Here is a 25,761-nt window from a genome sequence, read left to right as displayed (position 1 = left end):
CTTACGACCCGTCGTCGTAGCTGACGTCTCCCTCGACGCCGAGGTCGATGACGCCGTCGAACAGCCCGCGGAAGCGTTCGAGCGTCTCGTCGTCGTGGACCTCTTTCGAGAGGTGGAAGAGCCCGACTGCGCCGTGTTCCGCCAGCAGTTCGAGCAGTTCTTCTGTCGCCGCGTACGCCTGGTCGACGTCGGCGTAGTAGGCCATCTCGGTGACCGAGTCGACGCTCACCCGGAGCTTCCCGTCGTGGGTTTCGAGGAAGCCGCGGACCTGTTCGACGATCCCTGCCAGGTCGTCCGGCGAGCGGACGTAGTGGATGTGGTCGGTGCGCCGGCGCGAGTAGCCGCGCTCGACCGAGATGGAGTCGAGAATGACCGCCCGGGACTCGTCGACGTCGTAGTGTTCGAGCTTCTGTTCGACCTCCCTGGCCGTGGTGCGGGTCGAGACGACGAGGAAGTGATCGGTGTCGGTCTTCAGAAAGTCGGTGTCGATCCGGTCCGTCTCGCCGATGCTCGGATGGAGGAGCAACAGTCCCGTGCCGCCCGGTACCGTCTCGGGGGCGTTCTCGATGGCGAGGGTGTAATCCATACGCGATGGACCGACTGGACGGACTTAAGACTGCGGGCTCCCGACGGCTCACGCTACCGCACCGCACACGGATCGCCCCCCGGACCGGGCGACGGTGTCACCGCCGCGTCTCAGAACAGCGAGTCGGCCGTCGCCGCACCGATGACGCTGAACACCGCGCCGACGCTCGTCGCCTTCAGCGTCACCCCGAGAACGGCCACACTCACTGTCACCCCGAGGACGGTGGTCGACGTCGGGTCCGCCTCGGCGATGTCCGCGAGGAACGTCCCGGGGGCGTCGAACGCGAGGGCGAGGATGAACACCGAGAGGTACGCGACGGAGATGAGCGAGACGAAGCGGACGGGGACGCCGGCGATGTCGACCTCGCGGTCGGGGTCGCGGTCGTCAGCCTTGTACAGGGCCCCGTAGCCGATCCCGAGGACGATCAGGAAGGTGAACAGTCCCTGCACCGCGGACATGCTCCGCGCGAGCACCCACACCTCCTCGGTGACGACGAACGGGCCGGCGAGGAGGAAGCCACCGACGACCTGCTGGGCGGTGTCCGCGACCGCGAACCGTCTGTTCTTCCCGACCATACGTGTCGGAGGCGGTACCTCCCTTTCAACGTTCCCGTGTTTTCACGTCCGATCGGCTCCGCCGTTCGGTCGCTTCGGCTTCAACCGTCTCGTCCGCCGTTCGGTCGCGTCGCGGTTCAACCGACTCGTCCGCCGTTCGGTCGCTTCGGCTTCAACCGTCTCGTCCGTCGAGTGCGACGCGGCCCGACCGTCGTCCTCGTCGTTACCCCGCCCACCGGTTCCATCCTATCCCCACCACCACCCCGACGGCCGCGAGAACGAGCGTCAGGACGTGCCACTGGGAGACCCAGTGCGGCACCGGCGCGACGTGCCGGAGGCTCGACAGCGCGTAGTGGAACACCGGTAGTCTGACCGCCGACTTACCGATCGAGGTCGGGCCGGCCGTCGCCTCGTTCGAGCTGTTCGCGCCGTCCGTTCCCCCGCCGGCGTACGGCGGGCCGGCGGGATACTCGTCGCGGCCCCGGTCGGCTTCGTACGGGAGGCCGCTCACCGACGCGCTCCAGACGACACCACCGGACTCGTTCAGTTCGACGACGCGGTTGTTCCGGCTGTCGGTGACGAGCGTGTTGCCGTTCGCCAGTCGGTCGGCGTCACGCGGCCAGTCGAAGGGGATGCCGCCGGCGGACTTTACCTCCCAGACGACCTGCCACTCCCCGTCGATTTCGTGCAACTCGACGACCCGGTCGTTCTCCGAGTCGGCGACGAGCACCGCTCCCGGACCGAGCCACTGCGGGTTGTGCTGCTTTCTGAGGAGGTCGGTGTCGCGCTGCTCGTTGATCACCTCCACGACCTGGCCGCCCCGCTCGCCGTCTCCACGCTCGATGATAAGCACCTGATCGGCGTTGCGAACCGACACGAGGAAGCGGTCCTCACCGATGAAATCGACGTCGTTGATGTGGAGCCAGTCTCCCCGCGTGGGATCCGGCGGCGGGTCGTAGTGGCTGCTGGCGTTCCAGACCCACGTCCGCGCTCCCGTCTCCGGATCGACCGTGAAGATGCTCTCGTACTCCATGTCTGCGACGACGTACTCACCGCTCGGCAACCGCTCCGTGTCGTGAACTTCGCTCGCCTGTGCCGTCCGGACGGGGTACGACCACTCGAGACGGATCTCCTCGCGCGCGTCGCCGACGGCGTTCGGGCGCATCTCGATCAGCCGGAAGCCCGTCCGCGCGCAGGGGGGCTCGTACGGCCCGCACTGCTCGCGCCCCTCTTGGATGTACGACGCGAGGAGCGTCCCGTTCGGGAGCACCGACACGTCGTGGTACGACAGCGACGGCTCGCTCTCCCAGACGACGGTTCCGCCGGCGTCGAGGGCGACGACGCGCCCGTTCGGGTCGCCCTGGACCCCGACGAACGTCACGTTGGGGTCGGTTCCAAGTTCCGTGGCCGAGGCGGGGTCGGCCCCCGCGGGTCCCGCGGATTCGACCGACGGCGCGAGCGCCATCCCGGCGACGAGCGAGAGGACGAACAGTCCGACGGACGCGACTGCGAGGGCGGTTCCGCCTCGGATCGACAGGAAGGACGACGAACCGGACGACGAAGACGGGGACGACTCGTCGTCGGGGCGATCGGAGGGCATAGCGTTCGAACGACAGACAGATCGAAATAGCTTCGCAGCCGTTGGGTTCCCGATAATTCACCCATCGTTCGATGTCGAACGGGTTTTGCTCCCGGACCGACACCTCCCGGTATGAGCGTCCGTGACGAGTTCGACGCCTGGGCCGCCGACGGTCGCGACCGCGGGATGGAGCAGCGCCACTGGCACACCGCCAAACACGTCCTCGCGCGGATGCCGGTCGAGTCGGGCGACGCCGTCCTCGATCTCGGCTCCGGGAGCGGCTACGCCGCCCGTGCCCTGCGCGAAGCCGGCGGCGCGGGGCGCGCGGTGGGACTCGACGGCGCGCCCGCCATGGTCGAAAACGCCCGCGAGTACACCGACGACCCCATGGTGGAGTTCGTCGTCGGCGACTTCGACGAACTCCCCTTCGCCGACGACGCGTTCGACCACTGCTTCTCGATGGAGGCGTTCTACTACGCACCCGACCCGGTCCACACGCTCGAGGAACTCGCCCGCGTGCTCCGGCCCGGCGGGACGTTCTACTGCGCCGTCAACTTCTACGAGGAGAACGTCCACTCCCACGAGTGGCAAGAGCGCATCTCGGTCCCGATGACGCGCTGGTCGGCCGACGAGTACCGCGCGGGCTTTCGCGAGGCGGGGCTGTACGTCGCCGAACAGGACAATGTTCCGGACACCGAGATCGAGATCCCGCCCGCCGAGGCGTTCCCGACCGAGGAGTTCGAGACGCGCGAGGCGATGGTCGAGCGCTACCGCGAGCTCGGCACCCTCCTGACGGTCGGCGTCGCTCCCTGACGCGTCGCCCCGCCACCGACGCGCTCAGTCGTTCCCGCTCGCTTCCCGTTCGCCCTCGACGCCGACGACCCGGGCGTCCGCCGGGTCGAAGCCCACCGTCACCGCGCCGTCGAGCGGATCGACTGTCCGTACGGTGAGTTCCCGTCCCTTCCAGTCGAGCCACACCCGGGTCGTCTCGCCGAGGAACTCAGACCGCTCGATCCGGGCTCGGAGCCGGTTCTCATCGGCTCCACCCTCGCGTTCTTTGTCTCCCTCGGTCGATGGCGAGCGCACGCGCAGTCCTTCGGGGCGGACGGCGAACGTCACCTCGGAGCCGACGCGCGGGGACGGATCGTCGGCGGTGACCCGGAACTCCCGGCCGGCGACCTCGACGGTGATCCGTCCCGTCTCGGTCCCGTCTCCGACGACGCGACCCTCGAACAGGTTGTTGTCGCCGACGAACGACGCGACGAACGGCGTCGCCGGCCGTCGGTAGATCTCCCGTGGAGCGCCGACCTGTTCGACCCGGCCGCCGTTCAGCACCGCGACGCGGTCGGAGACCGCGAGCGCCTCCTCCTGGTCGTGGGTGACGTACAGCGTCGTGACCCCGAGTTCGCGCTGGATCGCCCGGACCTGCCCACGCAGGCGTTCGCGCAACTGCGCGTCGAGCGCGCTCATCGGCTCGTCGAGGAGGAGGACCCGCGGCCCGGGTGCGAGTGCCCGAGCGAGCGCCACGCGCTGTTGCTGGCCGCCCGACAGCTCCGTGGGGTCGCGGTCGCCGAACCCCGAGAGGTCGACGAGCGCGAGCAGGTCGTCGACGCGCTCGTCGCACGAGACGCCGCCGGGCGGGTCCGAAAACCGGAGCCCGTAGGCGACATTCTCGGCGACGGTCATGTGCGGAAAGAGCGCGTAGTTCTGGAAGACGACACCGACGCCGCGCGCTTCGGGCGGAACCGCCGCGACGTCGCGGCCGTCGAAGGCGATCCGGCCCGCGGTGGGTGCCTCGAAGCCCGCCACGAGTCGGAGCGTGGTCGTCTTGCCACAGCCCGAGGGACCGACGAGGGTGAAGAACTCGCCGTCGTCAACCGACAGCGAGACGTCGTCGAGGGCGGTCGTGCCGTCGTAGCGCTTCGTGACGCCCGAGAGGTCGAGAGAGGTCATATCGTCGGTGTCGGCTCCTGGTCGGTCGTCGTGCGCGGCGACGGAGCGTTCGGGTGTGAACTCCCGGCGTGAGTCGCAAAGTCGTTCCGCTCTCGGCTTCGTCGGATCACCGAGACGACGCCGATGCGACCCGCGTTGCGCCGGTACGCGCGACCCCTCCGTTTCGTGTCCAGTCGATCGATTGTCATGCTTTCGTGACAGACAAAAGCCACGATGAGTTCCCGTGCGACGAGGGACGCTCGGTTCACGACTCCCTCCTCGGAGATGTGACTCGTGAGTGGTTCGCCGATGCAACTGCTCACTGTCACGACTCCCATCTCCCCCCAAACCGGTCGATGACGACGAAGCTCGCGGCGGTCACGACGAGGAGCACGGAGCCCATCGCCGTCGCCGGCCCCAGCCGCCGCCCCAGGTAGCGTTCGACGGCGACGGGCATGGTGTAGCTTCCCGACCCCGACGCGAGGATCACGGTCGAGTCGAACTCGCCGACGCTGATGGCGAACGCGAACGCCGCGCCGGCGACGACGCCGGCGGACACGAGCGGGAGTTCGATGTCCCAGAGCGCCCGCGCCCGCGTCGCCCCGAGGCTCCGCGCGGACTCGACGAGCCGCGGGTCGAGCCGGGAGAGTAACGGCGCGACGTTCCGCGTGACGAACGGGTAGGCGGCGACGGCGTGGGCCGCGACGATTGCGGCCGCACCGGTGACCGCCACGCGCGTCCCGAAGAGGTCGACGCCGAACACCAGCCCGCGGAGGAGCCCGAGGCCGACGACGATGCCCGACACCGCGAGCGGTGCCATCGCCAGGGTGTCGACCACCTTCCGCCCGAGCCCCTTCCGCGCCGAGAGCACGCCGACGACGACCCCCATCGGGAGCGCCACGGCCAGCGTCGCGACGCCGAAGAAGATCGAGTTGCGGATGGCCGGCCACGGCTTCACCTGGAACGACGCCCCCGTCGCCTGCCGCTCGACGAGAAAGCGGTAGTGTGCGAGGGTCCACCCCTCCGAGCCGGTGACGCTCGCGAGCAGCATGCTGACGATGGGTCCGACGAACACGATGCAGACGACGACGCCGTAGCCGAAGACGGCGGCGCGCGTCAGGAGCGCCCTGGCGCCGACGGAGTCGGGCAGGAGCGACCGTCTGGGGAGGGGGCTCGCGCCGGCCGCCTGGCCCGTCGTGCGGCCCTCGTACCGGAGGTACGCGTAGGTAAGCGCGAGCGAGACCCCCGTCTCGACGGTCGCCAGTGCGGCCGCCTCGGGGTAGTCGAGGTCGGTGACGAGCTTGAAGATCCACACCTCGACCGTGGCGAGCTGGAAGCCGCCGAGCGCGAGGACGATGGGAAACGAGGCGAACGTGAAGACGAACGTCAGCGTCGCGCCGACGGCCACCGCCGGAAGCAACTGCGGGAGGACCACGTCGCGGAACGCCCGCGTCGGCGACGCTCCGAGGCTCCGTGCGGTCTCGACCGCCCGGGCGTCGACGCTCTCCCACGCCGCCGTCACGACGCGCGTCACGAGCGGCGCGTTGTAGAAGGCGTGGGCGACGATCACGGCTTCGAGCGTGAACAGCAGCTCGACCGGGCCGGCTCCAACCAGCGCCAGGGCGGTGTTAAGCGTCCCCTCCCGGCCGAACATCGCCACGAAGCCGATGGCGACCATGATCGACGGGAGGACGAACGGGAGGATCGTTACTGATCGAAGGGTCCGCCGGCCGGGGAAGTCGAACCGCGAGAGGATCCACGCCCCCGGTAGGCCGAGCGCGACGCTGGCGAGGGTGGACAGCGCCGCCTGGTACGCGGTGAAGCCGAGGATGTCGACGAGGTAGAACTCCGAGGTCAGGATCTCACGAAGGGGGTCGAGCGTGAACTCCCCGGCGACGACGACGCTCTCGACGAACACCGTCCCGACGGGGTAGTAGAAGACGACGAGGAGGACGACGGCCGTCGCAGCCGCCATCGCGGGGACGAGCGCGCGCTCGCCGACCCCCCGGACGCGGGCGAGCCGCCCACTCGCTCCGCTCACTGACCCGGTGTCGCGTCCTGCTCGTCCCCCTGCCCGCTCGTCGTCGGGGGCCGGAGTGGTCGCCCCGTCACTTGCTGGCGAACGCTCGGGCCCACGCGTCGGTCCACTCACCGAGCGAACCCTTCAGTTCGTCGTACGTGAAGGTGACGGCCTCCGGGGGCTCGTGGGCGAACTCCGCGAACTCCGCGGGGAGTTCCGCCGTCGTCGTCGCCGGGAACTGGACGTTCCGGACCGCGATGCCCGCTTGGACCTCCGGCGAGAGCACGAAGTCCATGAACTCGTTCGCCAATCCCTCCTTCTCGCTCGCCGCGAACCGGGCCATCCCCTCGGGGTTCGCGTAACCCTGGTCGTTCAGGAAGCGGAGCTGGTGTTCCTCCATGGGTTCGTCGTACTCGTTGGCGAACACCTGATCGGTCGAGTACGACACCACCATCGGGGCCTCACCGTTCGAGTAAGCGTTGTACGCGTCGTCCCAGTTGCCGAGCACTCGGACGTCGTTGTTCTTCAGCCCCTCCCAGTAGTCGAGATAGCCGTCTTCGCCCTTCGCGGCGACCGTGTGGAGGAGAAACGCCTGGCCCGTCGCGCTCGACGTGGGGTTCTGCACGATGAGTTCGCCCGCGTGGGCCGGGTCGAGCAGGCCGTCGAACGTCTCGGGGGCCGTCGTTTCGGTCTCGTTCCACACGAGACAGATGTAGCCCGTGTCGTACGGCACCGCCCGGCCCTGAGGGTCGAACTCCAGCGACGACTTCACCTCGCCGCGCCGGTCGAGCGCGCCCTCCGGCACGGGCGCAAAGAGCGGGTCCGAGAGCCGCTCGTCGAGTCGGATGAGCATGTTCGTGTCCAGGCCGACGTAGACGTCGGCGTCGATGGCCGCACCCCCCAGCTGGCGTTCGATGAAGTAGTTCAGCCCGTTCTCGGGCGTCTCCCACGCGAGCGTGGCGTCGAACTCGGACTCGAACTGCTCTTTCAGCCACGGCCCGGGCGAGGAACTCGGCGCGTCAACGAACGAACTGTACGTGGCGACGACGAGTTCGGACGACCCCGTCGACCCGACCGTGGTCCCGGTTTCCGTCCCCGCCTCGGTCGCGGTCCCGTCCTCCGTTCCGCCGTCGGTCGACCCCGTGTCCCCGCCACTCCCGTCGGTTCCGCCGCCGAGACAGCCCGCGACGAGCGCCGCGACGCCGCCGGCCCCTGCGCTCCGCACGAAGTCACGTCGATCCATTACCGAGTGATTGCACTCGGTATTACTTAACCGGCCTGATCCGGCACGCCGAGCGGTCCCGAAGGTACGGATTTAATCCGCTGTGTCACACACGGCCGGTGTGGCACCCTCACGCCGGTACGTCCTCGGCGGGCTGTTCGCCGCGCTGACGCTGGCCGCGGCGGTCCTCCTGGCGGACGTCCTCGGGACGGTGTTCTTCGCCGTCACCGTCGCGTACCTCCTGGCTCCGCTCCGCGCGGAACTCACGAGGCGAGGGGTCGATCCGCGGGTCGCGAGCGTCGTCGTGACCGTCGCGGCGCTCGTCGGCGTCGTCACCGTCGTTGCGCCGCTCGTCCTCGTCACCGCCAGTCGACTCTCGGAGGTCCTCGCGGTGCTGTCGGGGCTCCCGGCGACGTATGACGTCGCGCTGCTCGGCCAGCGGTTCACCGTCACGGTCGCCGACGTGCGTGCGTCGGTCGTGGCGTTCGTCCGGGGCGTCGGCCGTCAGGTACTGGTCTCGCTCCCCGTCCTGCTGGTCAAGTTCACCCTGTTCGTCTTCCTCGTCTACTCGCTCCTCCAGGGGAGCGAGGCGCTCGCGCGGTCGCTCCTGGCGGTCGTCCCCCCGAACTACCGCCGGGTCGCGAAGGCGCTCAACCGACGGGCGCGGAACACGCTGTTCGGCATCTACATCCTCCAGGCGGCGACCGCGCTCGGCACGTTCCTCATCGGGCTTCCGGTCTTCGCCGCGCTGGGGTACCGATCGGTCCTCACCCTCGCGACCATCGCGGCCCTCCTCCAGTTCATCCCCATCGTCGGCCCGAGCGTTCTGCTCGCGGTCGTCGCGGTGTTTCACCTCGCCGCGGGCGACCTCGTCCGTGCCGTTCTCGTGGTCAGCGTCGGCGGATTCTTCATCGCGTGGCTCCCCGACATCCTCATTCGTCCCCAGCTCGCCGAGCGGACGGCCGACCTCTCGGGCGGGGTCTACTTCATCGGCTTCGTCGGGGGGCTGCTCTCGATGGGTGCGATCGGCATCATCGCCGGGCCGCTCCTCGTCGCCTTGGTCGTCGAGGCGGCGACGCTCCTCGCGGACGAACTCAACGCCGTCCCCGTCGAGGAGGACCACCGAACGGAGTGAGCGAGGCCGTCAGGCGGATTCCAGCGGACCGCCCCGGGCCTCCCACTCGGTCAACGACCCCTCGTAGAACATGACGTCCTCGTAGCCCAGGTGTCGAAGCACGACGTACGTGTGGCTGATGCGCCGGGCGGTGTTGCAGTACAGCAGGACGCGGCTGTCGGGCGTGACGCCGTGGTCGGCGAGGATGGCCTCGATCTCCCCGACCGGCTTCAACCCCCGCGTCTCGTCGTCGACGAACTCCCGCCAGTCGAGTTGGACCGCGCCGGGGAGGTGTCCCGCCTCCCACTCGTGGGGCTCGCGCGTGTCGAGCACGGCGACGGCATCCGAGTCGACGGCCTCTCGGACGGTCTCGTAGTCGACGAACGGCGTCGACTCGGGTTCGCGGGCGACGTACGCCGTCTCCGCGATCTCGGGCGTGCCGCGTTCGACCTCGTGGTCGCGGCTCCACGCGCTGAAGTCCCCGTCGAGGAGGTGGACGTCGGCGTGGCCGTACGCGAGCGCGGTGACGAGAAACCGCGCCGCGAAGACGCCGTGGGTGTCGTCGTAGGCGACGAGCGTGTCGTCGGGTTCGATTCCCGCCTCGGACAACACCGCCTCCCAGGCCGCCGCTCCGGGGAGCATGCCCTCGCTCGCGTCCGCACCGCGCTCTGTGGCGTGCGCTTCGGCCCGAAACGTGTCGAACGGCACGTTCACGGCCCCGGGCACGTGCCCGATGCCGTCGAACTCCCAGGCGTCGCGGACGTCGACGACCGTCACTTCCCCGAGGTGGTCGACGAGCCACGCCGCCGAGACGACGATATCAGTCATGACGGGGGCTTGTCGTCGCCCCGACTTATACCGTCGGTCGTCCCTCCGCGGGCGAGGCCAGCGACGCCGACTCCGCGCCGATCTCGGCGTCAGTGTCGGCGCTGGCGTCAGAGATACCGGCAATTGTATCCGCGCACGACCGCGGCAGTTCTTTTGCCCCGGTCGCCGTTCCCCCCTGGTTCGGGCGCCGTCGCCGTGGCCCGGCGACCGTTCGCGCGAAACCCGTTATATTTGCCCCTTCACCGGATGAATGGCCGTCTCTGCCGTTGGTGTGGGAGTTATGCGGGCGGGATGCCTAGGGAGGGACGCATGTCAGACACAGAGTACGCGAAGGACGTTCTCGTCTCCGCCGACTGGGTGGAGAACCACCTCGAGGACTTCCAGAGCGACGACCCCGAGTACCGACTGGTCGAAGTCGACGTCGACACGGAGGCGTACGACGAGGCCCACGCCCCCGGTGCGATCGGTTTCAACTGGGAGACCGAACTGCAGGACCAGACCACACGCGACATCCTCACCAAGGAGGACTTCGAGGACCTCCTCGGGAGCCACGGGATCGCGAGCGACTCCACCGTCGTCCTGTACGGCGACAACTCCAATTGGTTCGCCGCCTACACGTACTGGCAGTTCAAGTACTACGGCCACGACGACGTCCGCCTCCTCGACGGGGGTCGCGACTACTGGCTCGACAACGACTATCCGACCACGGACGAGGAACCCGAGTTCTCGGCCGCCGAGTACACCGCTCGCGGTCCGTTCGAAGACATTCGAGCCTACCGGGACGACGTGGAGAAGGCGATCGACCGCGGCATCCCCCTCGTGGACGTCCGCTCGCCCGAGGAGTTCTCCGGCGAGATCCTCGCGCCCCCGGGACTGCAGGAGACCGCCCAGCGCGGCGGCCACATCCCCGGCGCGCAGAACATCTCGTGGGCCGCCGTGACGAACGACGACGGGACGTTCAAGTCGCGCGACGAACTCGAAGCGCTGTACGCCGACGAGGGCATCACCGGCGACAACTCGGTCGTCGCGTACTGCCGCATCGGCGAGCGCTCGTCCGTGGCGTGGTTCGCGCTCCACGAACTGCTCGGCTACGACTCCGCCGTGAACTACGACGGCTCGTGGACCGAGTGGGGCAACCTCGTCGGCGCGCCCATCGAGAAGGGCGACTGAGTCGATCCCGTCGCGCCGTCCGGGCCCGCTCCGATCGAGCCGTCTCGCACACCGATTCCACTATTCGATCATTTTGCCTGCGCGAAGACGAACCAGTCCACGCCGTCGGTCGCTCGACCTGATCGACATCGCTCCGCGCCCGGACCAGCCGGTTAGGATCTTCCTCACCGCCCCGTAAGGCGTGTCATAGTTAGTACGAACGCGGACAGTCTGTCCCTCGGATATGATCGTCACTCGTCCCGTCGTCGAACCGAACACGGAGGGAACGGCCGACCGGAGCGCCCGATGAACGACAGCCGCGCGCAGGTGTCGGGGCTCCTCGTTGGCGTCGTCGCCGCGAGCGTCCTCCTCAGCGTCGTCGTCGCCGCGGGGCTCTCGATGTCCGGCACGACGTCCGACCTCAACCTGAACGAGCACTCGAACGTCGACGTCCCGAACGGGCCGGCGATCAGCTACGCCGCAGTCTGCGTCCTCGGCCAGTCCCAGGGAGACGACCCGGGCGAGCGATCCACCGTCGCCGCGGGCCTCTCCACGGCGGACGTCGAGATCACGTTCTCGAACGCGGCCGAGCCGGGTGAGTTCTTCACCGCCGAGTTCACCGCGACCCAACCGATCGACTACGTCGTTCTGAAGGGCGGTCAGCGCATGGAGGAGTTCGTCTTCGGCGACCCCACGACCGACGGAACGGTCACCTTCGGCCTGGGCGACGTCGTTGACCCCGCTCGCCCCAACAACGCCCCGTGCAGGGTGGGTGACGTCGGCGTCAAGTAGAACCAGGGCGGGATCGAAGAGCCCGTCGGACGTCCCGGCGGTCCCGGCCCGGTCTGACTGACGATGAACGCATCTCAGCCGAGCACTGCGGCCGCCACCCGCGGGGTGACGAACGCCTCGACGAAGCCGGCGACGACGAAGACGACCGCGAGGCCGACGACGACCCGCCAGGTGCGGCCGATCTCGTCGACGAGCGCGGACCGCGACCGAGCGCCGCGCCACGTTCCCCACGCGACGTGCCCGAGGCGGAGGCCGACGCCGCCGGCGACCGCGATCGCGGGGAGTTCGACGATCCCGTGCGGGGCGACGAGCGCCGCGAAGAGGAGCGGTTCGACGACGCCCGCTACCGCCCCGACGAGCAGTCCGTTGAACAGGAGCGTCGCCACGGTCGGAACCCCGGCGAACAGCCCCGAAAAGCCCGCGTGGGTCGCCACGAGCCAGTTGTTGACCGAGATGTTGACGAACGGGCCGACGGGCACGGCACCGAACACCGCCCCGGGGTCGTCGGGCGCGCCGATCCGGACCCCGTAGCCCGCCGTCGCCGTCCACCCAGCCACGATGCCGACGGCGAGTACGATCGCCGCGACGAGGACGTACCCCCAGTCCCGCCGGACGAACCCGCCGAGTTCCGCGATACCGCCGCCCAGCGCCCTCCGCACGCCCGACACGACACCGCCGCTGTTTCGACCATCACCACTCTCTTCCTGCGTCTCCCCGCGGTCCGCCCCTGCGGGGTCGTCCCACTCGTCACCCGACTCCGGGGAGCCGTCGGCCTCCTCGGTCGCGCCGACGGGACCGAAGACGAACCCCGACTCGTCGGTCGCGGCCGCTCGGCGCTGCTCACCCGTATCCGCATCCGCATCCAAGCCCGTGTCCGCTGGTTTCGACCTCTCGGACTCGCGGTCGTCCGCCCACCCGACGTACAGCGCGACGGCGATCCCGTCGAGCACCGGTGCGACGAGGAACGCCGAGACGAGCGCGACGACCCGGTTGACGCCCGCGACGCCGAGGACGGCCGCTCCGATCCCGAGCACGACGTAGGTCGCCACGACCACGACGCCGTAGAGGACGAACCCGCCGGGGTGGGCGAACGGGACCCCCGCGCTCCGGCGGACGGCACCACGGACGCCCACGTCGTCGACGACGACTGCGGGGCCCGCAAAGGCCAGCAGCGCCAGGACGACGAGGACCGCGGCGGCGGTGACGATCACGCCCGCGAGCGCGGCGAGGATGGCGACGGCGGCCCCCTCGTCGAGCGCGGTTCCGACGTCGGCGGTGCCGAGCGTTCCGGCCCCGGCGATCACCGCCGCGACGACCGGGACCCCGGCGACGACGAGCAGTCCCCACCGCACGACGACGAGGGCGGCGAACGTCCGCCAGCGACCGACGCCCGCGACGCCGGTGGCGAGGGGGTCGCGGTCGTCGTCGGAGTCGACACCTGCTTTCACGGCCGCGAGCGCCGCCGCCCGCGTTACGCCCCGCGCGAGGACGTAACAGACGACGCCGCCGACGCCGGCGGCGAGCATCGTGGCGACGACCGTCGGCGAGAACAGCGTCGTCGCCAGCCGGTCGCTCAGTTCGGGCGGCACTCCTCCCGGCTCCGGCGAGAGCAACTCGGGGTTCAACCCGGCGAGGTCGTCGACCAGGGTGGCGAGTCGGCCGGTCGACGCCAGGAAGACGTAGACGACGATCGCGCCGGCGAGCAGGGGGACGCGGGCGACGTCGACCGCGGCGGCGAGTAACGCGTAGTACGGGAGGACGGTGGCGGCGTTCTGCCGGAGGAGGCCGGCCGCCGCCCGGAGGGCATCGTCGACTGTCACGGGGGGCGGTTAGACCCCACGAGTCCTATTTCTTGTCCAGTGACGAGGCGACCGGCCGCGCGTTTCCTATCCGCCGGCGTCGACTTCCGCGGGCCCAGGGAGTTAACGGGATCGTAACGTTCTCGCGTCCGAGACTGTTCGCCGTCTCCGGCCGTGCTCTCGACCCGCTGGCCCGCCCCGCCGACGGGCGAACTGGACGGCCGCCGGGCCCCTCACGCGGCTCACCGTCGGCCGCGGCCTGCGCCCGTTAGTCGGCGACCAATTATGCCGTGAGCCGGCGAGTTCACTCCGATGGCGGACGCTCACCCGCGGATCCGGTCTCACTTCGCTCGGACGTGGACGGCCGCCCGTCGGCTCGTGGCGTCGCGCTCGGCGGTCGTCGGCCCTCGTCTCGTCGTCGCGCTCGCGGCCGTGTTCGTCGTCGCTGCGCTCGCCCGGACGGCCGTCTACGGCTCCGTCTTCCGCGGCGACGCCGTAGTTCTCCTCTCGAACGACCCCTACTACTACCGCTTCGTCGTCGAGCGACACGTGGCGGCCGGGTCGGATCTCGACTCGCTCCTGCGGTACGACGGGCGCGACCCGCTGTTCGTCGTCTCGCTCTCCGTCGTCGTCGCGCTCCTCGGTGGGGTCGACCACGCGGGGGCGGTGCTCGCGTGGTACCCCGTCGTCGTCGGCCTGCTGACGGTCGGTCTCGTCTTCGCGTTCGCGACGCTCGTGACCGACTCGCGCGCCGTCGGCGTCGTCGCCGCGGCCGCACTGGCGCTCTCCCCGGCGCACGTCGCCCGCACCGCGCTCGGCTTTTCGGACCATCACGCCGCGGACTACCTCTGGCTCGTCGCCACCGCCACGCTCGTCGTCGCGCTCGCCCGCCTCGACGGTCGCCCCGAACGCCGCCTCGCGCTCGTTCCCCTCCTCGCGGTCGCGCTCGCCGCGCAGGTCCTCTCGTGGGAGGCCGGCGTCGCGCTCCTCGCGCCGACGGCGGTCGTCGTCGCGCTCCTCGCGCTCGTCGACGCCGCGGCCGGGCGTCGGCCGACCGTCGGCATCGCCGCCGCCGCGGCGTTTGTGGTCGCCGCCGGTCTCGTCGCCGCCGCGACCGCGTTCGGCTGGCACGACAGCCGGATCGCCGTCAGCGTCGCGGTGCTCGCCGGGCTCGTCGTCGGCGTCGTCGGCGTCGCCGCCCTGTCCGTCCGGGTCGGCGCGCCCGCCCGCGCGACGCTCGGCCCGACGCTCCTCCTCGCCGCGCTCGGCGTCGTCGCGGCGGGTCGGGTCGCCGAGGTGGCGAGCGTGCTCTCGGCGGGACGGAACTACCTCGCGGCGACCGCCGGGAGCGGCGTGGCCGAGACGGTCCCGCTCGTCGGCGGTCCCCTCGGCCCGCTCACGGGGCCGCTCTCGCTGTTCGGGGTCGGGCTGTTCGTCGCGCTCCCCTTCCTCCTCGGCGAGAGCCGCGCCCTCCGCCGCGCGCCCGACGCCGGACGCTTCCTGCTCGTGACGTTCACCTGGATCTTCCTCGCGCTAGCGCTCGTCCAGCGACGCTTCGCCGGCGAACTCTCGCCGTTCGTCGCCGTCCTCGTCGGGATCGCGCTCGTCGACTTCGCGTGGCGCGCCGGCGTCCTCGACGCCGACCCGCTCGCGCGGCGTCGCCGGCGGCCGGTCGGTGCCGCTGCCAGCCGTCTCGCCCCGGTCGCGTTCGCGCTCCTCGTCGTGATGGCGACCGTCACGAGCGCGGGTTTCCTGGCGATCAAGCTGAACCAGTCGGTCGTCTCCGACGGCGAGTACGAGGCGGCCCGCGCGATCCACGCCGACGCCGCGGCGCGGGGGCTCGACTACCCCCACAGCTACGTGCTCAGTTCGCTCGGGCGCAACCGGCTGTACAACTACGAGGTCAGCGGCCACGCCGCACCGGAGCTGTCGTACCGGTACGCGGCGGCCAGCTACGACCCGTTCCTCGCCGCTCCGTCCCCCGACGAGCGGTACTGGCACCTCCACGACCGCGTCGGCTACGTCGTCACGACCGACGGCCACCGCCCGTCGCCGGCGTCGACCGGGGCGGTGCTCCACGACCGGCTCGGGTCGGACGGCGACGGCGTCACCGGGACCGGTCACTTCCGGCTGGTGTACGCCAGCGACGACGGCTCGGTGAAGGCGTTCGCGCTCGTCCCCGGCGCGGTCGTGGTCGGCACCGCCGACCCCGGCCGGTCGGTGGCGGTCGCCGTCCCGATCACCGTCGGCGACCAGCCGGTCACCTACGCCCGCGAGACCACGGCGACCGCCGCCGGCTGGTACGCCGTCACGGTTCCGTATCCCGGGCGCTACACGGTCGACGGCCGCCCCGTCACGGTGTCGGAGCGGGACGTCCTCGCGGGCGGATTCGTCGACGCCGACGGCCGGTCACCGGCACCGACCCGCGCTCGCTGGTCGTTCGACGCCGGCCGCGGCGACGTCGCCTTCGACGCCCACGGCGGCGCGCACGGCCGCGTCGTCGGCCCCGCGTGGACCGCCGGGGGCCTCGACTTCCGCGGCACCGGCGGCGTCACGATCGCCGGCGTTCCGACCCCGACACCGGAGACCGGGCTGGCGCTCACCGTCCGCTTCGCGGCCGTCGACCCGATCGACCCCTCGGATCCCGAGCCGACGCGTTTCCCCCGCCTCGCCGCCGCCGCTCCGTCCGGCCGGTACACCACGACCGACGGCTACCAGCTCGGTCTCGTCGACGGCCGGATCGTGGGCGCGGTCGGCGACGGGCCGGGAGCCGGCGTCGTCCGCGGCCCGGCGGTCGACGACGGCCGCCAGCACGTCGTCAGCCTCCTGTGGGACGGTGCCGTCGTCCGCCTCGTCGTCGACGGTGACGTGGTCGACGCGGTGCCGTACGATGGTCCCGTCACTCGCTCCGACACGCTGGTCGTCGGCGCGACCACCGACGACCGCTACCACCTCCGCGGCGTCGTCACCGACCTCCGGCTCGACCTCACGCCCGAGGGAGCCGTCCGCGACGGGACCACTCCGATCCGGACCCACACGGAGCTCACAGACGTACACCCTCCCCTGCCTCTGTCGACGGTTTCTAACACTGAGCCGTCCTACCGGGGGGTATGAACGGCCAGGAGTTCACCGACGCTCTGCGGGACGACCACGAGACGCCGCTCTCGCGACTCGGCTCCTCGAAGTGGGTGTACGCGCTCACCGGCGGCGAGATGGACGGCGACGCGGTTGAGGCGGCGTGGGCGACCGAGACCGCCGCCGCCCACGCGACGTTCGCCGCGTGGGCCGACGACGAGGAGAGCGACGAGGCCGCGGCCGCCTTCGTCGACGTCGCCGAGACGGCCGCCGGCCACGGCGACGGACACGGGGACGCCGAGACGGAGACGCCCCCGATGTACGAGGCGCTCGCCGGGATCGAGGGGACGGCCGAGCGCGCCGGCGGCCTGCTCGCGTGGACGCTCGTCACCGAGAAGACGCTCGCACAGCTGGTGGGCTTCTTCGTCGGCGACGCCGACCCCTCGTCGGCGAACACGTTCCGCGGCTATCGGAGCGACCTTCAGGACCAGGGGACGACCGCCGCCGACCTCCTCGACACCGTCTGTGACGACGAGACCGACTGGGACGCCGCACGCGAGGGTGCCGACCGCGTGATCGAGGCCGCCTACGACGACTACGTCGAGACGCTGGAGTCGATGGGAATCAAACCGAAGAACGTCTGCTGACGCCACCCCGACGACGGGTCGATCCAGCGGACAAACACCGAAACCTTACTTTCAACTCGAACGGAATCTGTCGGATAAGACCGGTTCGACCCCGTTTATTTCCACTGGAACCCGCCTTCATCGATCGTCAGCGCTCGACGTGGGTCGCCGCAGTGGTCCGGTTTCGGGAACTGCCGAACGAATCGGCTCGAAACACAGTTCAAGCTTTCCACATGAAACGAGGGGGTTCGAATCAGACGCCCGCGACGCCGGTGCGGTACTCCTTGAGGTGCTCGCGGGCGGCGACGACGTGGTCGTGGAGCGCGCCGTCGGTCTCGCCGGCGATCTCGTACAGGGCGTTCATGTGTCGGTCGAGTCGACCGTGGTCGGGTCCCTCCTCGCGGCTCGCGAGCTCCGCGACCTGGTTCGAGTGGTTGTACAGTCGCCGCTGTCGGTCGCCGTCGGCCAACTCGCTCGCCCTGCGCAGTTCCTCGCTCGCCGCTTCGAGTTCGTCTCGTGACATAGCTCCCCGTACTCGACGCCAAGACAAAACCGTTGGTACGGCGGGACGGATTGACGGTATCTGCGACGCGGCCCGAGGGCCGCCCGATCCCGTCGGGGGGAACGCGTCGCCGGATCCGGCCGAGCGACCCAAGTAGGTCCGAACCCTACTCCGGGGCGTGACAGACAGCCCGCTCTCCGTGGACCGTCCCGACGCCGACGTTCCCTTCCGCGTCGATGCGCCGTTCGACCCCGCGGGCGACCAGCCGGACGCCATCGAGACGCTCGCCCGGGGGTTCGACCAGGGGATGGAGCGACAGACCCTCCTCGGCGTCACCGGTTCGGGCAAGACGAACACAGTGTCGTGGGTGATCGAGGAGATCCAGAAACCCACGCTGGTCATCGCCCACAACAAGACGCTCGCGGCCCAACTGTACGAGGAGTTTCGGAATCTCTTCCCCGACAACGCCGTCGAGTACTTCGTCTCGTACTACGACTACTACCAGCCCGAGGCGTACATCGAACAGACCGACACGTACATCGACAAGGACATGTCGATCAACGAGGAGATCGACCGTCTCCGTCACTCGGCGACGCGATCGCTTCTGACCCGTGAGGACGTCGTCGTCGTCGCCTCGGTCTCGGCCATCTACGGCCTCGGCGACCCCCGGACGTACGAGGGGATGGCCCTCAGGCTCGAAGTCGGCGACGAGATCGACCGCGACGACCTGCTTCGGAGGCTGGTGGATCTCAACTACGAGCGCAACGACGTCGACTTCCAGCAGGGGACGTTCAGGGTCAGAGGCGACACCGTCGAGGTGTTCCCGATGTACGGCCGTCACGCGGTCAGGGTGGAGTTCTGGGGCGACGAGATCGACCGCATGGCGAAACTCGACCCGCTGACGGGCGAGGTCGTTTCGGCCGAGCCCGCCGTGTTGGTCCACCCGGCGGAGCACTACTCGATCCCCGAGACCCTGCTGGAACAGGCCACAGGCGAGATTGAGGAGCTGATGCGAGACCGGGTGCGGTACTTCGAGCGCCAGGGTGACCTCGTCGCGGCCCAGCGAATCGAAGAGCGAACCACGTTCGACCTCGAAATGTTGCAGGAGACGGGCTACTGCTCGGGCATCGAGAACTACTCGGTCCACCTCTCGGACCGGGAGTCGGGCGACCCGCCGTACACCCTCCTCGATTACTTCCCCGACGACTTCCTCACCGTCATCGACGAGTCCCACCAGACCCTGCCACAAATAAAGGGCCAGTTCGCGGGCGACAAATCGAGAAAGGACTCACTGGTGGAGAACGGCTTCCGCCTCCCGACCGCGTACGACAACCGCCCGCTGACGTTCGAGGAGTTCGCCGAGAAGACCTCGAAGACGCTGTACGTCTCGGCGACGCCCGCCGATTACGAGCGCCGGGTTTCAGAGCAGATCGCTGAACAGATCGTCCGGCCGACCCACCTGGTCGATCCGGAAGTCGAGATCACGCCCGCGACCGGGCAGGTCGACGACCTCCTCGACAGGGTGGCAAAACTCCCCGACGACGAGCGCGCGCTCGTGACGACGCTGACGAAGCGGATGGCCGAGGACCTCACCGAGTACCTCGAGGAGGCGGGGGTCGCGGTCGAGTACATGCACGACGAGACCGACACGCTGGAGAGACACGAGATCATCCGCTCCCTGCGATTGGGAGAGATCGACGTCCTCGTCGGGATCAACCTCCTCCGGGAGGGGCTCGACATCCCCGAAGTCTCGCTCGTCGCGATCCTCGACGCCGACCAGGAGGGCTTTCTCCGTTCGGAGACGACGCTCATCCAGACGATGGGCCGGGCGGCCAGAAACGTCAACGGCCGGGTGGTGCTGTACGCCGACTCCCCCTCGAACGCGATGGAGTCCGCCGTCGGAGAGACCCGCCGTCGCCGCCGCATCCAGCGGGAGTTCAACGAGGAACACGGCTACACGCCCGCAACGATCGAAAAAGCGGTCGGCGAGACGAACCTCCCGGGGTCGAAGACCGACACCGGCGGCGTTTCGAGGGAGGAACCGACCGACAGCGACGGGGCTCGGACGCAGATCCAAGAGCTAGAGGTGCGGATGGAGGAGGCCGCGAGCAACCTGGAGTTCGAACTCGCCGCCGACATCAGGGACCGGATCCGCGATCTGCGCCGGGAGTTCGACCTCGACCGCGAGGACGACGGTGTCGCGCCCGAACTCGACCCGGAGTTCTGACCGATGGCCGAGAGAGAGATGGTGTTCGCCGCCGGCGGCCTCCTGTGGCGAAAGCGCGGGGACGAGCGCGTGACCGACGCGATCGACGCGACCGACGGAGGCGACGCGATCGACGCGGGCGACGACGGCGACGGTGACGAGTGCCGCCTCGCCGTCGTCCACCGGCCGCGGTACGACGACTGGAGCCTCCCGAAGGGGAAGGTCGAACCCGGCGAACTGCTCCCCGAGACCGCGGTCAGGGAAGTACGTGAGGAGACCGGCATCTCGGTCGACCGCGGGGCGTTCGCCGGCCGCTACCAGTACGACGTCGCCGCGGGGCCGAAGTCGGTGTTCGTCTGGCACATGCGGGCCGTCGACGACGTGAGCGCGCCGGACGACGAGGTGGACGCCCTCGCCTGGCTCCCCGTCGACGCCGCGCTCGACCGGCTGACGTACGACCTCGAACGGGAGCTGGTTGGGCGCGTCGGCTCGCCCTCGTCGGTCGATTTCGGGCCGTGGTGTCGACCCTCACGCCGTCGGTGAACCTCAAGGCATTTCAACGGGCGCTTCCCTACCGATAGTCACGATGACTCGTGACGCCACGAGCGGACGCGCTAGTGCTCGACACCACTTCCACCCGGCGACGGGAGGGATCTCCTGACCGATGTCCCCGTCCGATACCGATCCGGTGAACCGACCTGCAGGGAACGCTTCTCTATCGCCACTCCTCGCAGAGAGCCGCGTCTCGGCACCGTCGCTGCCGACCGTCACGGACGCCACTGTCGTCGATCACTGATCTGACTCACCAACGCAATGAACGCTCCTTCATACAGCCGTGTCCAGAAGTCGTTCCTGAAGTACCAGCACCTCTTCGTCCTGCTCGCGCCCGTGATCTTCGTCACGTCGGTGTACCTCGCGGCCCCGACGCCCGCGGACGCCGGCGCGGGCTACTGGCTCGAGTTCTGGTGGCTCCTCCCGGTGTTCATGCTGGGGGCAACCATCGTGAACACCGTCGGGATCAGCGGGTCGGCGCTGTTCGTCCCGTTCCTCATCTTCGTCTTCCCGCTGTTCGCCCAGTCCCTGACGCCACAGACCATCGTGAAGGTCGGCCTCATCAGCGAGGCGTTCGGCCTGTCGAGTTCGGCGGTGGCTTTCGTCCAGTACGGCCTCGTCGACCGCCGACTGGCGCTGTCGCTCGTCGCTGGTGCCGTGCCGTTCGTCGTCGCCGGCGCGTTGCTGTCGTTCGTCATCCCCGAGGTGTTGTTCCACTCGCTCCTCGGGCTCGCGCTGCTGGCCGCCTCGTACCTGCTGTTCCGGGCCGACCTCGGTCACGACGGCGACCACGAGGAGTCGTCGACGGCCGACGACGGGACCGCGGTCGCGGCCGACGGAGGCGGGCGCGAACTCCCGGACGACCCCGGTAAACTCGGCCCGGCTGGCGTCCGCACCGACGACGACGGCACGGTGACGCGCGTCGACCGCGAGGGCGACGACTACACCTACGAGCGGTCGGGCTACCTCCGCCGGTTCGCCAACTACAGCGTCGGCGGGACGTTCCAGGGGCTCGCCGGCTTCGGCGTCGGCGAACTCGGCATCGTCTCGATGCTCGGGACGAACGTGCCCGTCCGCGTCGCCATCGGCACGAACCACATCGTCGTCGCGCTCACGGCCGTGTTGGCCTCGCTCGTCCACGTCTTCGGCGGCGGCCTCGTCGGCGGCCACTCGCTCAGCCTCGCGACGACCCCGTGGAACATGGTCGTCTTCACCGTTCCCGCCACCGTGGTCGGCGGACAGATCGCCCCGTACGTCTCGAACGCGCTGGAGACGGACACGATCAAGAACTTCGTCGGCGTGCTGTTCGCGGTCATCGCCGTCGCGCTGTTCCTCATGGCGGCCGGAGGGGTGCTCTGAGATGCGGGCGACGACCGGCTACGACCGCCTCCTCCTCCCGACCGACGGGAGCGACGCGACGCGGGCGGCCGTCGCGGAGGCCGGCCGCATCGCGGCCCTCTCGGATGCGACGGTCCACGTGCTCTCGGTCGCCGACAGCCGCAACCGGTTCGAGAGCCCGACCGCGGGGATCGCCGCCGACGCCTGGGAGCGCGCCGAACGCGAGCGCGCCGAGGCGGCCGTCGACGAGGCGATCGACGCCCTCCCCGACGACGTGGCGACCGAACGGATCGTCCGCGAGGGGATCCCCAAGACCGAGATCCTCGACTCCGTCGCCGACGCCGACGTCGACCTGGTGGTCATGGGGACGCACGGCCGGACCGGCCTCGATCACTACCTGATCGGCAGCGTCACCGAGCGCGTCGTCCGCAACGCGCCGGTGCCGGTGCTCACGGTCCGCGCCGGCGCGACCGACTGAGCGGGCGAGCCGCTCGCGACGGCCGTCGCTCCGACGCCCGGTCGACTCGTCGACCCACCTGTCGGTCCTCGCCGCCGCCCCGACGACCCCCGTCAGGGCCGTCTCCGGCCGACGCGCATCTCGACGTAGCGCCGGGGCCACTCCGAGACGTGGCCGCGCACGCGTCCGAGGAGTCGACGCAGCGGCGTGGAAGGCGTCGGTCGACCGCCCTCCGGTGCCGGCACTGATCCACGTTCGTGACTCATGGCTCAGTGTCCCTCACGGTCTTTGATAAACGTTGGTGTGCTCGCCAGTCGATCCGCCGCGAACGGGGCCAGCCCCGCCGGCGGGTCGGACGCGCGGTCTCTCCGTCCGTGCTCAGTCGCCGTCGGCGTCGTATTCGAACTCGACCTCCGGATCGCCGACCTCCCCGTTCGTCACCTCGGTCGCCTCGGCCACGAGTTCGTCCACGCTGTCGAGGTCGAGCAGTTCCCGCGTCTCGTCGTCGAACGCGAGGCTCTCCAGCCCCGCCGCGGACTGGACGTCGCTTCCGGTCAACTGCCTGCCGTATCTCCCCAGCAGCGACGTGAGTTCCTGCGGGAGGACGTACGTCGTCGACGGTGCCTGGCCGATGCGTTCGAGCGTCTCCAGTCCCTTGTCGACGATGGCGCGCTCGCCCATCGATTCGGCCGCCCGCGCTCGGAGGACGGTGGCGATCGAGTCGCCCTGCGCCTCCAAGACGGCGGCCTGTTTCTCCCCCTGCGCCTCGATGATCGCGGAGTGTTTCTCCCCCTCCGCACGCTCGACGGCGCTGCGGCGTTCGCCCTGTGCTTCGAGGATCATGGCGCGGCGGTGCCGTTCGGCGGAGGTCTGTTCTTCCATCGCGTTGACCACGTCCGCGCTCGGGGTCACCTCACGCACCTCAACCGACTCGACGCGGATCCCCCAGCGGTCGGTGGGTTCGTCGAGCTCCCGTCGGATCCTGTCGTTGATCTGGTCGCGCCGCGACAGCGTCTGGTCCAGTTCCATGTCGCCCAGCGCGGCCCGGAGCGTCGTCTGCGCCAGGAGCGACACCGCACGCAGGTAGTCGTCGACCTCCAAGAAGGCGCGTTCGGCGTCCATCACCCGGATGTAGACGACGGCGTCGGCCGTCACGGGCGAGTTGTCCTCGGTGATGGCCTCCTGGGAGGGAACGTCGAGCGTCTGCGTCCGGAGGTCGAACGCGTACGTCCGCGAGACGAACGGCGGCACGACGTTCAGTCCGGGTCGGAGGAGTCCCCGGTACTCGCCGAAGACGGTGAGCGCCCGGGCCTCGTACGCCTCGACGATCTCGACAGCGCTGTACACCGTCGCGACGGCGAGCGCCAGGAGGGAGAGCCCGACGACCGTGACCGGCGTGATGGGGACGACGAGGAGCGTGAGAACGACGAACACCACGGCGACCAGCCCCGTCTGGAGGGCGCGTCCGAGCCCGCCACGCCGCTGGACACCGTCGCCCCCCCCGGACGTGAGCCGACCGACGGTCCGACCCAGCCGGCGGAAGATATTCATACCTCTCGTAGGGACGTCCGCCTGATAAGGCTTGAGACGACTGACAAGAGCCCCGGCCGGTGGCGGGTGACGCGCCGCGTGTCGGTCACCGCTCGAGTTCGTCGAGCCGGGCCCCGAGCGTCGCGCGGATCGACCCGAGGTCGCCGCCCACCCGGACGATCCGGTAGCCGGCGTCGACCGCCTCCTGCGCCTCGGTCACGTCGTTTCTGATCCGGCCGACTGGGACGTCCGCCGCCAGACAGGCCTCGCGGGTGCGGTCGATCGCCGACTCGACGGCTTCGGGGTTCTTCGCCAGGGGGTCACCGTCCGACATCGACATCGTCAGATCGGCCGGGCCGACGAACGCGAAGCCCAGTTCGGGCACCGCGAGGATCTCCTCGATGTTCTCGACGGCCCGCTCGTTCTCGATCATCGTCCCGACGAGCACCTCGCTGTCCTCGCCGCCCACGTGGCTGTCGACGTAGCCGGCCCACTCCGCGGTCCGGCCGACGCCGACCCCTCTGTCGCCGACGTCCCCGTCGTACGAGAAGTACGCCGCCTCGACGCCCCGGCGCAGTTGGGCGGCGGTTTCGATCCGGGGGAGCAGGATCGTCCGGACGCCGGCGTCGAGCACCTTCCGGATCAGCGGCGGATCCGGGGCGGGGAGTCGAACCAGCAGTTCGATGCCGCCCGCCTCGGCCGCCCGCGTCAGCTCCTCGAACACCGTGCTGTCGTACGGGCTCGGCCCACCGTGCTCGAAGTCCAGCCAGACGAAGTCCAGCCCCACCTGGCCGAACGTCTCGATCACCGTCGGCGAGAACGTGGCGGCGCTCGCCCCGAACACCGTCCCGCCGCGTTCGAGCGCGCGGCGGAGCCCGTTTCGGGTCCTCATCGTCGCCCCTCCCGGCCCAGCGCGTCGCGGTTCACCGTCGAGTCGGGGAGGCCGCCCTCGTAGACGGTGCGAACGTTCGCGGCCGCCTGCCGGCTCATGCGCGCCAGCGCCTGGTCGGTCACGCCGCCGACGTGCGGCGTCAACAACACGTCGTCGCGGTCGTACAGCGGGTGGTCAGGCCCCGGCGGCTCCGTCGCGAACGTGTCGAGGCCGGCCCCGCCGAGCAGTCCCTCATCGAGCGCCGCGACGAGCGCCGCCTCGTCGACGACCGCCCCCCGCGCGGTGTTTATGAGGACGCCCCGCTCCCCGAGCGCCGCCAGCTCCTCGGTCGAGACCACGTGTCGCGTCTCGGCGGTCAGCGGGGCGGCGAGGCTCACCGCGTCCGAGCGGGCGAACAGCGTGGTCAGCTCCTCGACCCGCTCGACGCCCGCCGGTATCTCCTCGTCGTCGGCGTACGGGTCGTACGTGACGACGTCCTGTCCCATCCCCAGGGCGAGGTCGGCCGTCTCCTGTGCGATGGTCCCGAAGCCGAACAGCCCGAGCGTGTCGCCCGTGAGTTCACGACCCGCGAACGCGGCGCGGTCCCACCCTCCCTCGCGGACGTGTTCGTCGGCGGCCCGGAGTTGCCGCCGGACGCCGAACAGGAGCGCGAGCGCGTGTTCGGCGACGGAGCGCGCGTTGGCACCGGGCGTGTTGCAGACGACGACGTCCCGACGCGACGCGGCGTCGACGTCGACGTTGTCGAGCCCGCTCCCGTGTTTGGCGATCACTTTCAGTTTCGACGCCCGCTCGATGACGGCGGCGTCGATCTCGGTCACCCTGACGACGACGGCGTCGTACCGGCCGACGTCGGCGAGCGCGTCCGTGACGCTGTCGTACTCGTCCATCCCGGTACACCGCGCGAAATCGGCGATCGACTCCGGACCCGACGGATCGATCTCCTCCGGGAGGAGCACCTCCCACGAGCGTTCCATGCCTCGCCGTTTCACACGAGGAGATGAAAAACGT

The 25,761-nt window shown here is 70.0% G+C and carries 23 protein-coding genes; 10 read left to right on the top strand and 13 right to left on the bottom strand.

Translation table 11 applies throughout. The features are described from left to right. Position 1: 1 nt before the first annotated feature. The 3 genes from NKJ07_RS15735 to NKJ07_RS15725 all read right to left on the bottom strand — a co-directional run bounded on the left by NKJ07_RS15735 (position 2) and on the right by NKJ07_RS15725 (position 2,740). Entirely contained in the window at positions 2–586 is a 585-nt protein-coding gene (locus NKJ07_RS15735) for a DUF7090 family protein (protein WP_318567740.1), read from the bottom strand. Positions 587–696: 110 nt separating this feature from the next. Further along, positions 697–1,161, bottom strand: coding sequence for a DUF2391 family protein (locus NKJ07_RS15730; RefSeq protein WP_318567739.1), 465 nt, complete (start codon positions 1,159–1,161; stop codon positions 697–699). Between the two features lie 202 nt (positions 1,162–1,363). Then, positions 1,364–2,740, bottom strand: a complete 1,377-nt coding sequence (locus NKJ07_RS15725; RefSeq protein WP_318567738.1) for an aryl-sulfate sulfotransferase — start codon at positions 2,738–2,740, stop codon at positions 1,364–1,366. A 111-nt stretch (positions 2,741–2,851) separates the two neighbouring features. Between NKJ07_RS15725 and NKJ07_RS15720 the strand changes: the two genes are divergently transcribed. Beyond that, positions 2,852–3,532 (top strand): class I SAM-dependent methyltransferase, encoded by a 681-nt coding sequence (locus NKJ07_RS15720; protein WP_318567737.1) that lies wholly within the window; start codon positions 2,852–2,854, stop codon positions 3,530–3,532. A 24-nt stretch (positions 3,533–3,556) separates the two neighbouring features. On the opposite strand, the gene NKJ07_RS15715 is transcribed toward NKJ07_RS15720, so the two are convergent. The 3 genes from NKJ07_RS15715 to NKJ07_RS15705 all read right to left on the bottom strand — a co-directional run bounded on the left by NKJ07_RS15715 (position 3,557) and on the right by NKJ07_RS15705 (position 7,914). Next, complete coding sequence (locus tag NKJ07_RS15715) at positions 3,557–4,672, bottom strand: ABC transporter ATP-binding protein (RefSeq protein ID WP_318567736.1); 1,116 nt, start codon at positions 4,670–4,672, stop codon at positions 3,557–3,559. Positions 4,673–4,976: 304 nt separating this feature from the next. After that, a complete protein-coding gene (locus tag NKJ07_RS15710) occupies positions 4,977–6,692 on the bottom strand; it encodes an ABC transporter permease (protein WP_425504669.1) in 1,716 nt (571 codons plus the stop codon). Positions 6,693–6,759: 67 nt separating this feature from the next. After that, positions 6,760–7,914, bottom strand: coding sequence for a thiamine ABC transporter substrate-binding protein (locus NKJ07_RS15705; RefSeq protein WP_318567735.1), 1,155 nt, complete (start codon positions 7,912–7,914; stop codon positions 6,760–6,762). 100 nt (positions 7,915–8,014) lie between these two features. Between NKJ07_RS15705 and NKJ07_RS15700 the strand changes: the two genes are divergently transcribed. Beyond that, on the top strand, positions 8,015–9,028 hold the full coding sequence (locus NKJ07_RS15700; protein WP_318567734.1) for an AI-2E family transporter: 1,014 nt from the start codon (positions 8,015–8,017) through the stop codon (positions 9,026–9,028). Between the two features lie 9 nt (positions 9,029–9,037). Here the strand turns inward: NKJ07_RS15700 and NKJ07_RS15695 are convergent, their stop codons facing one another. Continuing rightward, on the bottom strand, positions 9,038–9,835 hold the full coding sequence (locus NKJ07_RS15695) for a sulfurtransferase (protein ID WP_318567733.1): 798 nt from the start codon (positions 9,833–9,835) through the stop codon (positions 9,038–9,040). 309 nt (positions 9,836–10,144) lie between these two features. On the opposite strand from NKJ07_RS15695, the gene NKJ07_RS15690 reads away from it, so the two are divergent. Together NKJ07_RS15690 and NKJ07_RS15685 are read left to right on the top strand one after the other, a co-directional pair. Further along, positions 10,145–11,005, top strand: coding sequence for a sulfurtransferase (locus NKJ07_RS15690; protein ID WP_318567732.1), 861 nt, complete (start codon positions 10,145–10,147; stop codon positions 11,003–11,005). A gap of 285 nt (positions 11,006–11,290) precedes the next feature. Further along, positions 11,291–11,776 carry a hypothetical protein gene (locus tag NKJ07_RS15685; protein WP_318567731.1) on the top strand — a complete coding sequence of 162 codons (486 nt, stop codon included), beginning with the start codon at positions 11,291–11,293 and terminating at the stop codon, positions 11,774–11,776. 74 nt (positions 11,777–11,850) lie between these two features. Here the strand turns inward: NKJ07_RS15685 and NKJ07_RS15680 are convergent, their stop codons facing one another. Next, the gene (locus tag NKJ07_RS15680; protein ID WP_318567730.1) at positions 11,851–13,596 is read right to left on the bottom strand and encodes a stage II sporulation protein M; all 1,746 of its coding nucleotides are present in this window, start codon (positions 13,594–13,596) and stop codon (positions 11,851–11,853) included. 291 nt (positions 13,597–13,887) lie between these two features. Here NKJ07_RS15680 and NKJ07_RS15675 point away from each other — a divergent pair, with 291 nt between their 5' ends. Together NKJ07_RS15675 and NKJ07_RS15670 are read left to right on the top strand one after the other, a co-directional pair. Further along, positions 13,888–16,689 (top strand): STT3 domain-containing protein, encoded by a 2,802-nt coding sequence (locus NKJ07_RS15675; protein ID WP_318567729.1) that lies wholly within the window; start codon positions 13,888–13,890, stop codon positions 16,687–16,689. Then, the gene (locus NKJ07_RS15670) at positions 16,686–17,297 is read left to right on the top strand and encodes a transcription antitermination protein (RefSeq protein WP_318567728.1); all 612 of its coding nucleotides are present in this window, start codon (positions 16,686–16,688) and stop codon (positions 17,295–17,297) included. Before NKJ07_RS15675 ends, NKJ07_RS15670 begins: the two co-directional genes overlap by 4 nt. Positions 17,298–17,529: 232 nt before the next feature. Here the strand turns inward: NKJ07_RS15670 and NKJ07_RS15665 are convergent, their stop codons facing one another. Beyond that, complete coding sequence (locus NKJ07_RS15665; RefSeq protein ID WP_318567727.1) at positions 17,530–17,799, bottom strand: DUF7553 family protein; 270 nt, start codon at positions 17,797–17,799, stop codon at positions 17,530–17,532. A gap of 157 nt (positions 17,800–17,956) precedes the next feature. On the opposite strand from NKJ07_RS15665, the gene uvrB reads away from it, so the two are divergent. From uvrB to NKJ07_RS15645, 4 genes are all read left to right on the top strand, one after another. Next, a complete protein-coding gene (uvrB, locus tag NKJ07_RS15660) occupies positions 17,957–20,005 on the top strand; it encodes an excinuclease ABC subunit UvrB (protein ID WP_318567726.1) in 2,049 nt (682 codons plus the stop codon). Positions 20,006–20,008: 3 nt separating this feature from the next. Next, entirely contained in the window at positions 20,009–20,527 is a 519-nt protein-coding gene (locus NKJ07_RS15655; protein ID WP_318567725.1) for an NUDIX hydrolase, read from the top strand. Positions 20,528–20,797: 270 nt separating this feature from the next. Further along, positions 20,798–21,895 (top strand): sulfite exporter TauE/SafE family protein, encoded by a 1,098-nt coding sequence (locus NKJ07_RS15650; RefSeq protein ID WP_318567724.1) that lies wholly within the window; start codon positions 20,798–20,800, stop codon positions 21,893–21,895. Position 21,896: 1 nt separating this feature from the next. Next, positions 21,897–22,352 carry a universal stress protein gene (locus tag NKJ07_RS15645; protein ID WP_318567723.1) on the top strand — a complete coding sequence of 152 codons (456 nt, stop codon included), beginning with the start codon at positions 21,897–21,899 and terminating at the stop codon, positions 22,350–22,352. 92 nt (positions 22,353–22,444) lie between these two features. Here NKJ07_RS15645 and NKJ07_RS15640 read toward each other — a convergent pair whose 3' ends face one another. The 4 genes from NKJ07_RS15640 to NKJ07_RS15625 form a co-directional block, all read right to left on the bottom strand. Continuing rightward, complete coding sequence (locus NKJ07_RS15640) at positions 22,445–22,597, bottom strand: hypothetical protein (RefSeq protein ID WP_318567722.1); 153 nt, start codon at positions 22,595–22,597, stop codon at positions 22,445–22,447. Positions 22,598–22,709: 112 nt separating this feature from the next. Continuing rightward, positions 22,710–23,882 (bottom strand): SPFH domain-containing protein, encoded by a 1,173-nt coding sequence (locus NKJ07_RS15635; protein ID WP_318567721.1) that lies wholly within the window; start codon positions 23,880–23,882, stop codon positions 22,710–22,712. A gap of 85 nt (positions 23,883–23,967) precedes the next feature. Then, the gene (locus tag NKJ07_RS15630; RefSeq protein WP_318567720.1) at positions 23,968–24,753 is read right to left on the bottom strand and encodes an HpcH/HpaI aldolase family protein; all 786 of its coding nucleotides are present in this window, start codon (positions 24,751–24,753) and stop codon (positions 23,968–23,970) included. Continuing rightward, a complete protein-coding gene (locus NKJ07_RS15625; protein ID WP_318567719.1) occupies positions 24,750–25,727 on the bottom strand; it encodes a hydroxyacid dehydrogenase in 978 nt (325 codons plus the stop codon). Before NKJ07_RS15625 ends, NKJ07_RS15630 begins: the two co-directional genes overlap by 4 nt. Positions 25,728–25,761: the final 34 nt, after the last annotated feature.

This window comes from Salinigranum marinum (assembly GCF_024228675.1).
GTDB lineage: Archaea > Halobacteriota > Halobacteria > Halobacteriales > Haloferacaceae > Salinigranum > Salinigranum marinum.
This window is presented reverse-complemented; position numbering and strand designations above follow the sequence as displayed.

Bases quoted from the DNA above. Each gene is read 5' to 3' on its own strand.
- NKJ07_RS15690 (WP_318567732.1), top strand. From the start codon at position 10,145: ATGTCAGACACAGAGTACGCGAAGGACGTTCTCGTCTCCGCCGACTGG.
- NKJ07_RS15670 (WP_318567728.1), top strand. From the start codon at position 16,686: ATGAACGGCCAGGAGTTCACCGACGCTCTGCGGGACGACCACGAGACG.
- NKJ07_RS15650 (WP_318567724.1), top strand. From the start codon at position 20,798: ATGAACGCTCCTTCATACAGCCGTGTCCAGAAGTCGTTCCTGAAGTAC.
- NKJ07_RS15720 (WP_318567737.1), top strand. From the start codon at position 2,852: ATGAGCGTCCGTGACGAGTTCGACGCCTGGGCCGCCGACGGTCGCGAC.
- NKJ07_RS15640 (WP_318567722.1), bottom strand. From the start codon at position 22,597: ATGAGTCACGAACGTGGATCAGTGCCGGCACCGGAGGGCGGTCGACCG.
- NKJ07_RS15730 (WP_318567739.1), bottom strand. From the start codon at position 1,161: ATGGTCGGGAAGAACAGACGGTTCGCGGTCGCGGACACCGCCCAGCAG.
- NKJ07_RS15725 (WP_318567738.1), bottom strand. From the start codon at position 2,740: ATGCCCTCCGATCGCCCCGACGACGAGTCGTCCCCGTCTTCGTCGTCC.
- NKJ07_RS15685 (WP_318567731.1), top strand. From the start codon at position 11,291: ATGAACGACAGCCGCGCGCAGGTGTCGGGGCTCCTCGTTGGCGTCGTC.
- NKJ07_RS15715 (WP_318567736.1), bottom strand. From the start codon at position 4,672: ATGACCTCTCTCGACCTCTCGGGCGTCACGAAGCGCTACGACGGCACG.
- NKJ07_RS15635 (WP_318567721.1), bottom strand. From the start codon at position 23,882: ATGAATATCTTCCGCCGGCTGGGTCGGACCGTCGGTCGGCTCACGTCC.
- NKJ07_RS15625 (WP_318567719.1), bottom strand. From the start codon at position 25,727: ATGGAACGCTCGTGGGAGGTGCTCCTCCCGGAGGAGATCGATCCGTCG.
- NKJ07_RS15735 (WP_318567740.1), bottom strand. From the start codon at position 586: ATGGATTACACCCTCGCCATCGAGAACGCCCCCGAGACGGTACCGGGC.
- NKJ07_RS15665 (WP_318567727.1), bottom strand. From the start codon at position 17,799: ATGTCACGAGACGAACTCGAAGCGGCGAGCGAGGAACTGCGCAGGGCG.
- NKJ07_RS15655 (WP_318567725.1), top strand. From the start codon at position 20,009: ATGGCCGAGAGAGAGATGGTGTTCGCCGCCGGCGGCCTCCTGTGGCGA.
- NKJ07_RS15675 (WP_318567729.1), top strand. From the start codon at position 13,888: ATGGCGGACGCTCACCCGCGGATCCGGTCTCACTTCGCTCGGACGTGG.
- NKJ07_RS15695 (WP_318567733.1), bottom strand. From the start codon at position 9,835: ATGACTGATATCGTCGTCTCGGCGGCGTGGCTCGTCGACCACCTCGGG.
- NKJ07_RS15705 (WP_318567735.1), bottom strand. From the start codon at position 7,914: ATGGATCGACGTGACTTCGTGCGGAGCGCAGGGGCCGGCGGCGTCGCG.
- NKJ07_RS15645 (WP_318567723.1), top strand. From the start codon at position 21,897: ATGCGGGCGACGACCGGCTACGACCGCCTCCTCCTCCCGACCGACGGG.
- NKJ07_RS15630 (WP_318567720.1), bottom strand. From the start codon at position 24,753: ATGAGGACCCGAAACGGGCTCCGCCGCGCGCTCGAACGCGGCGGGACG.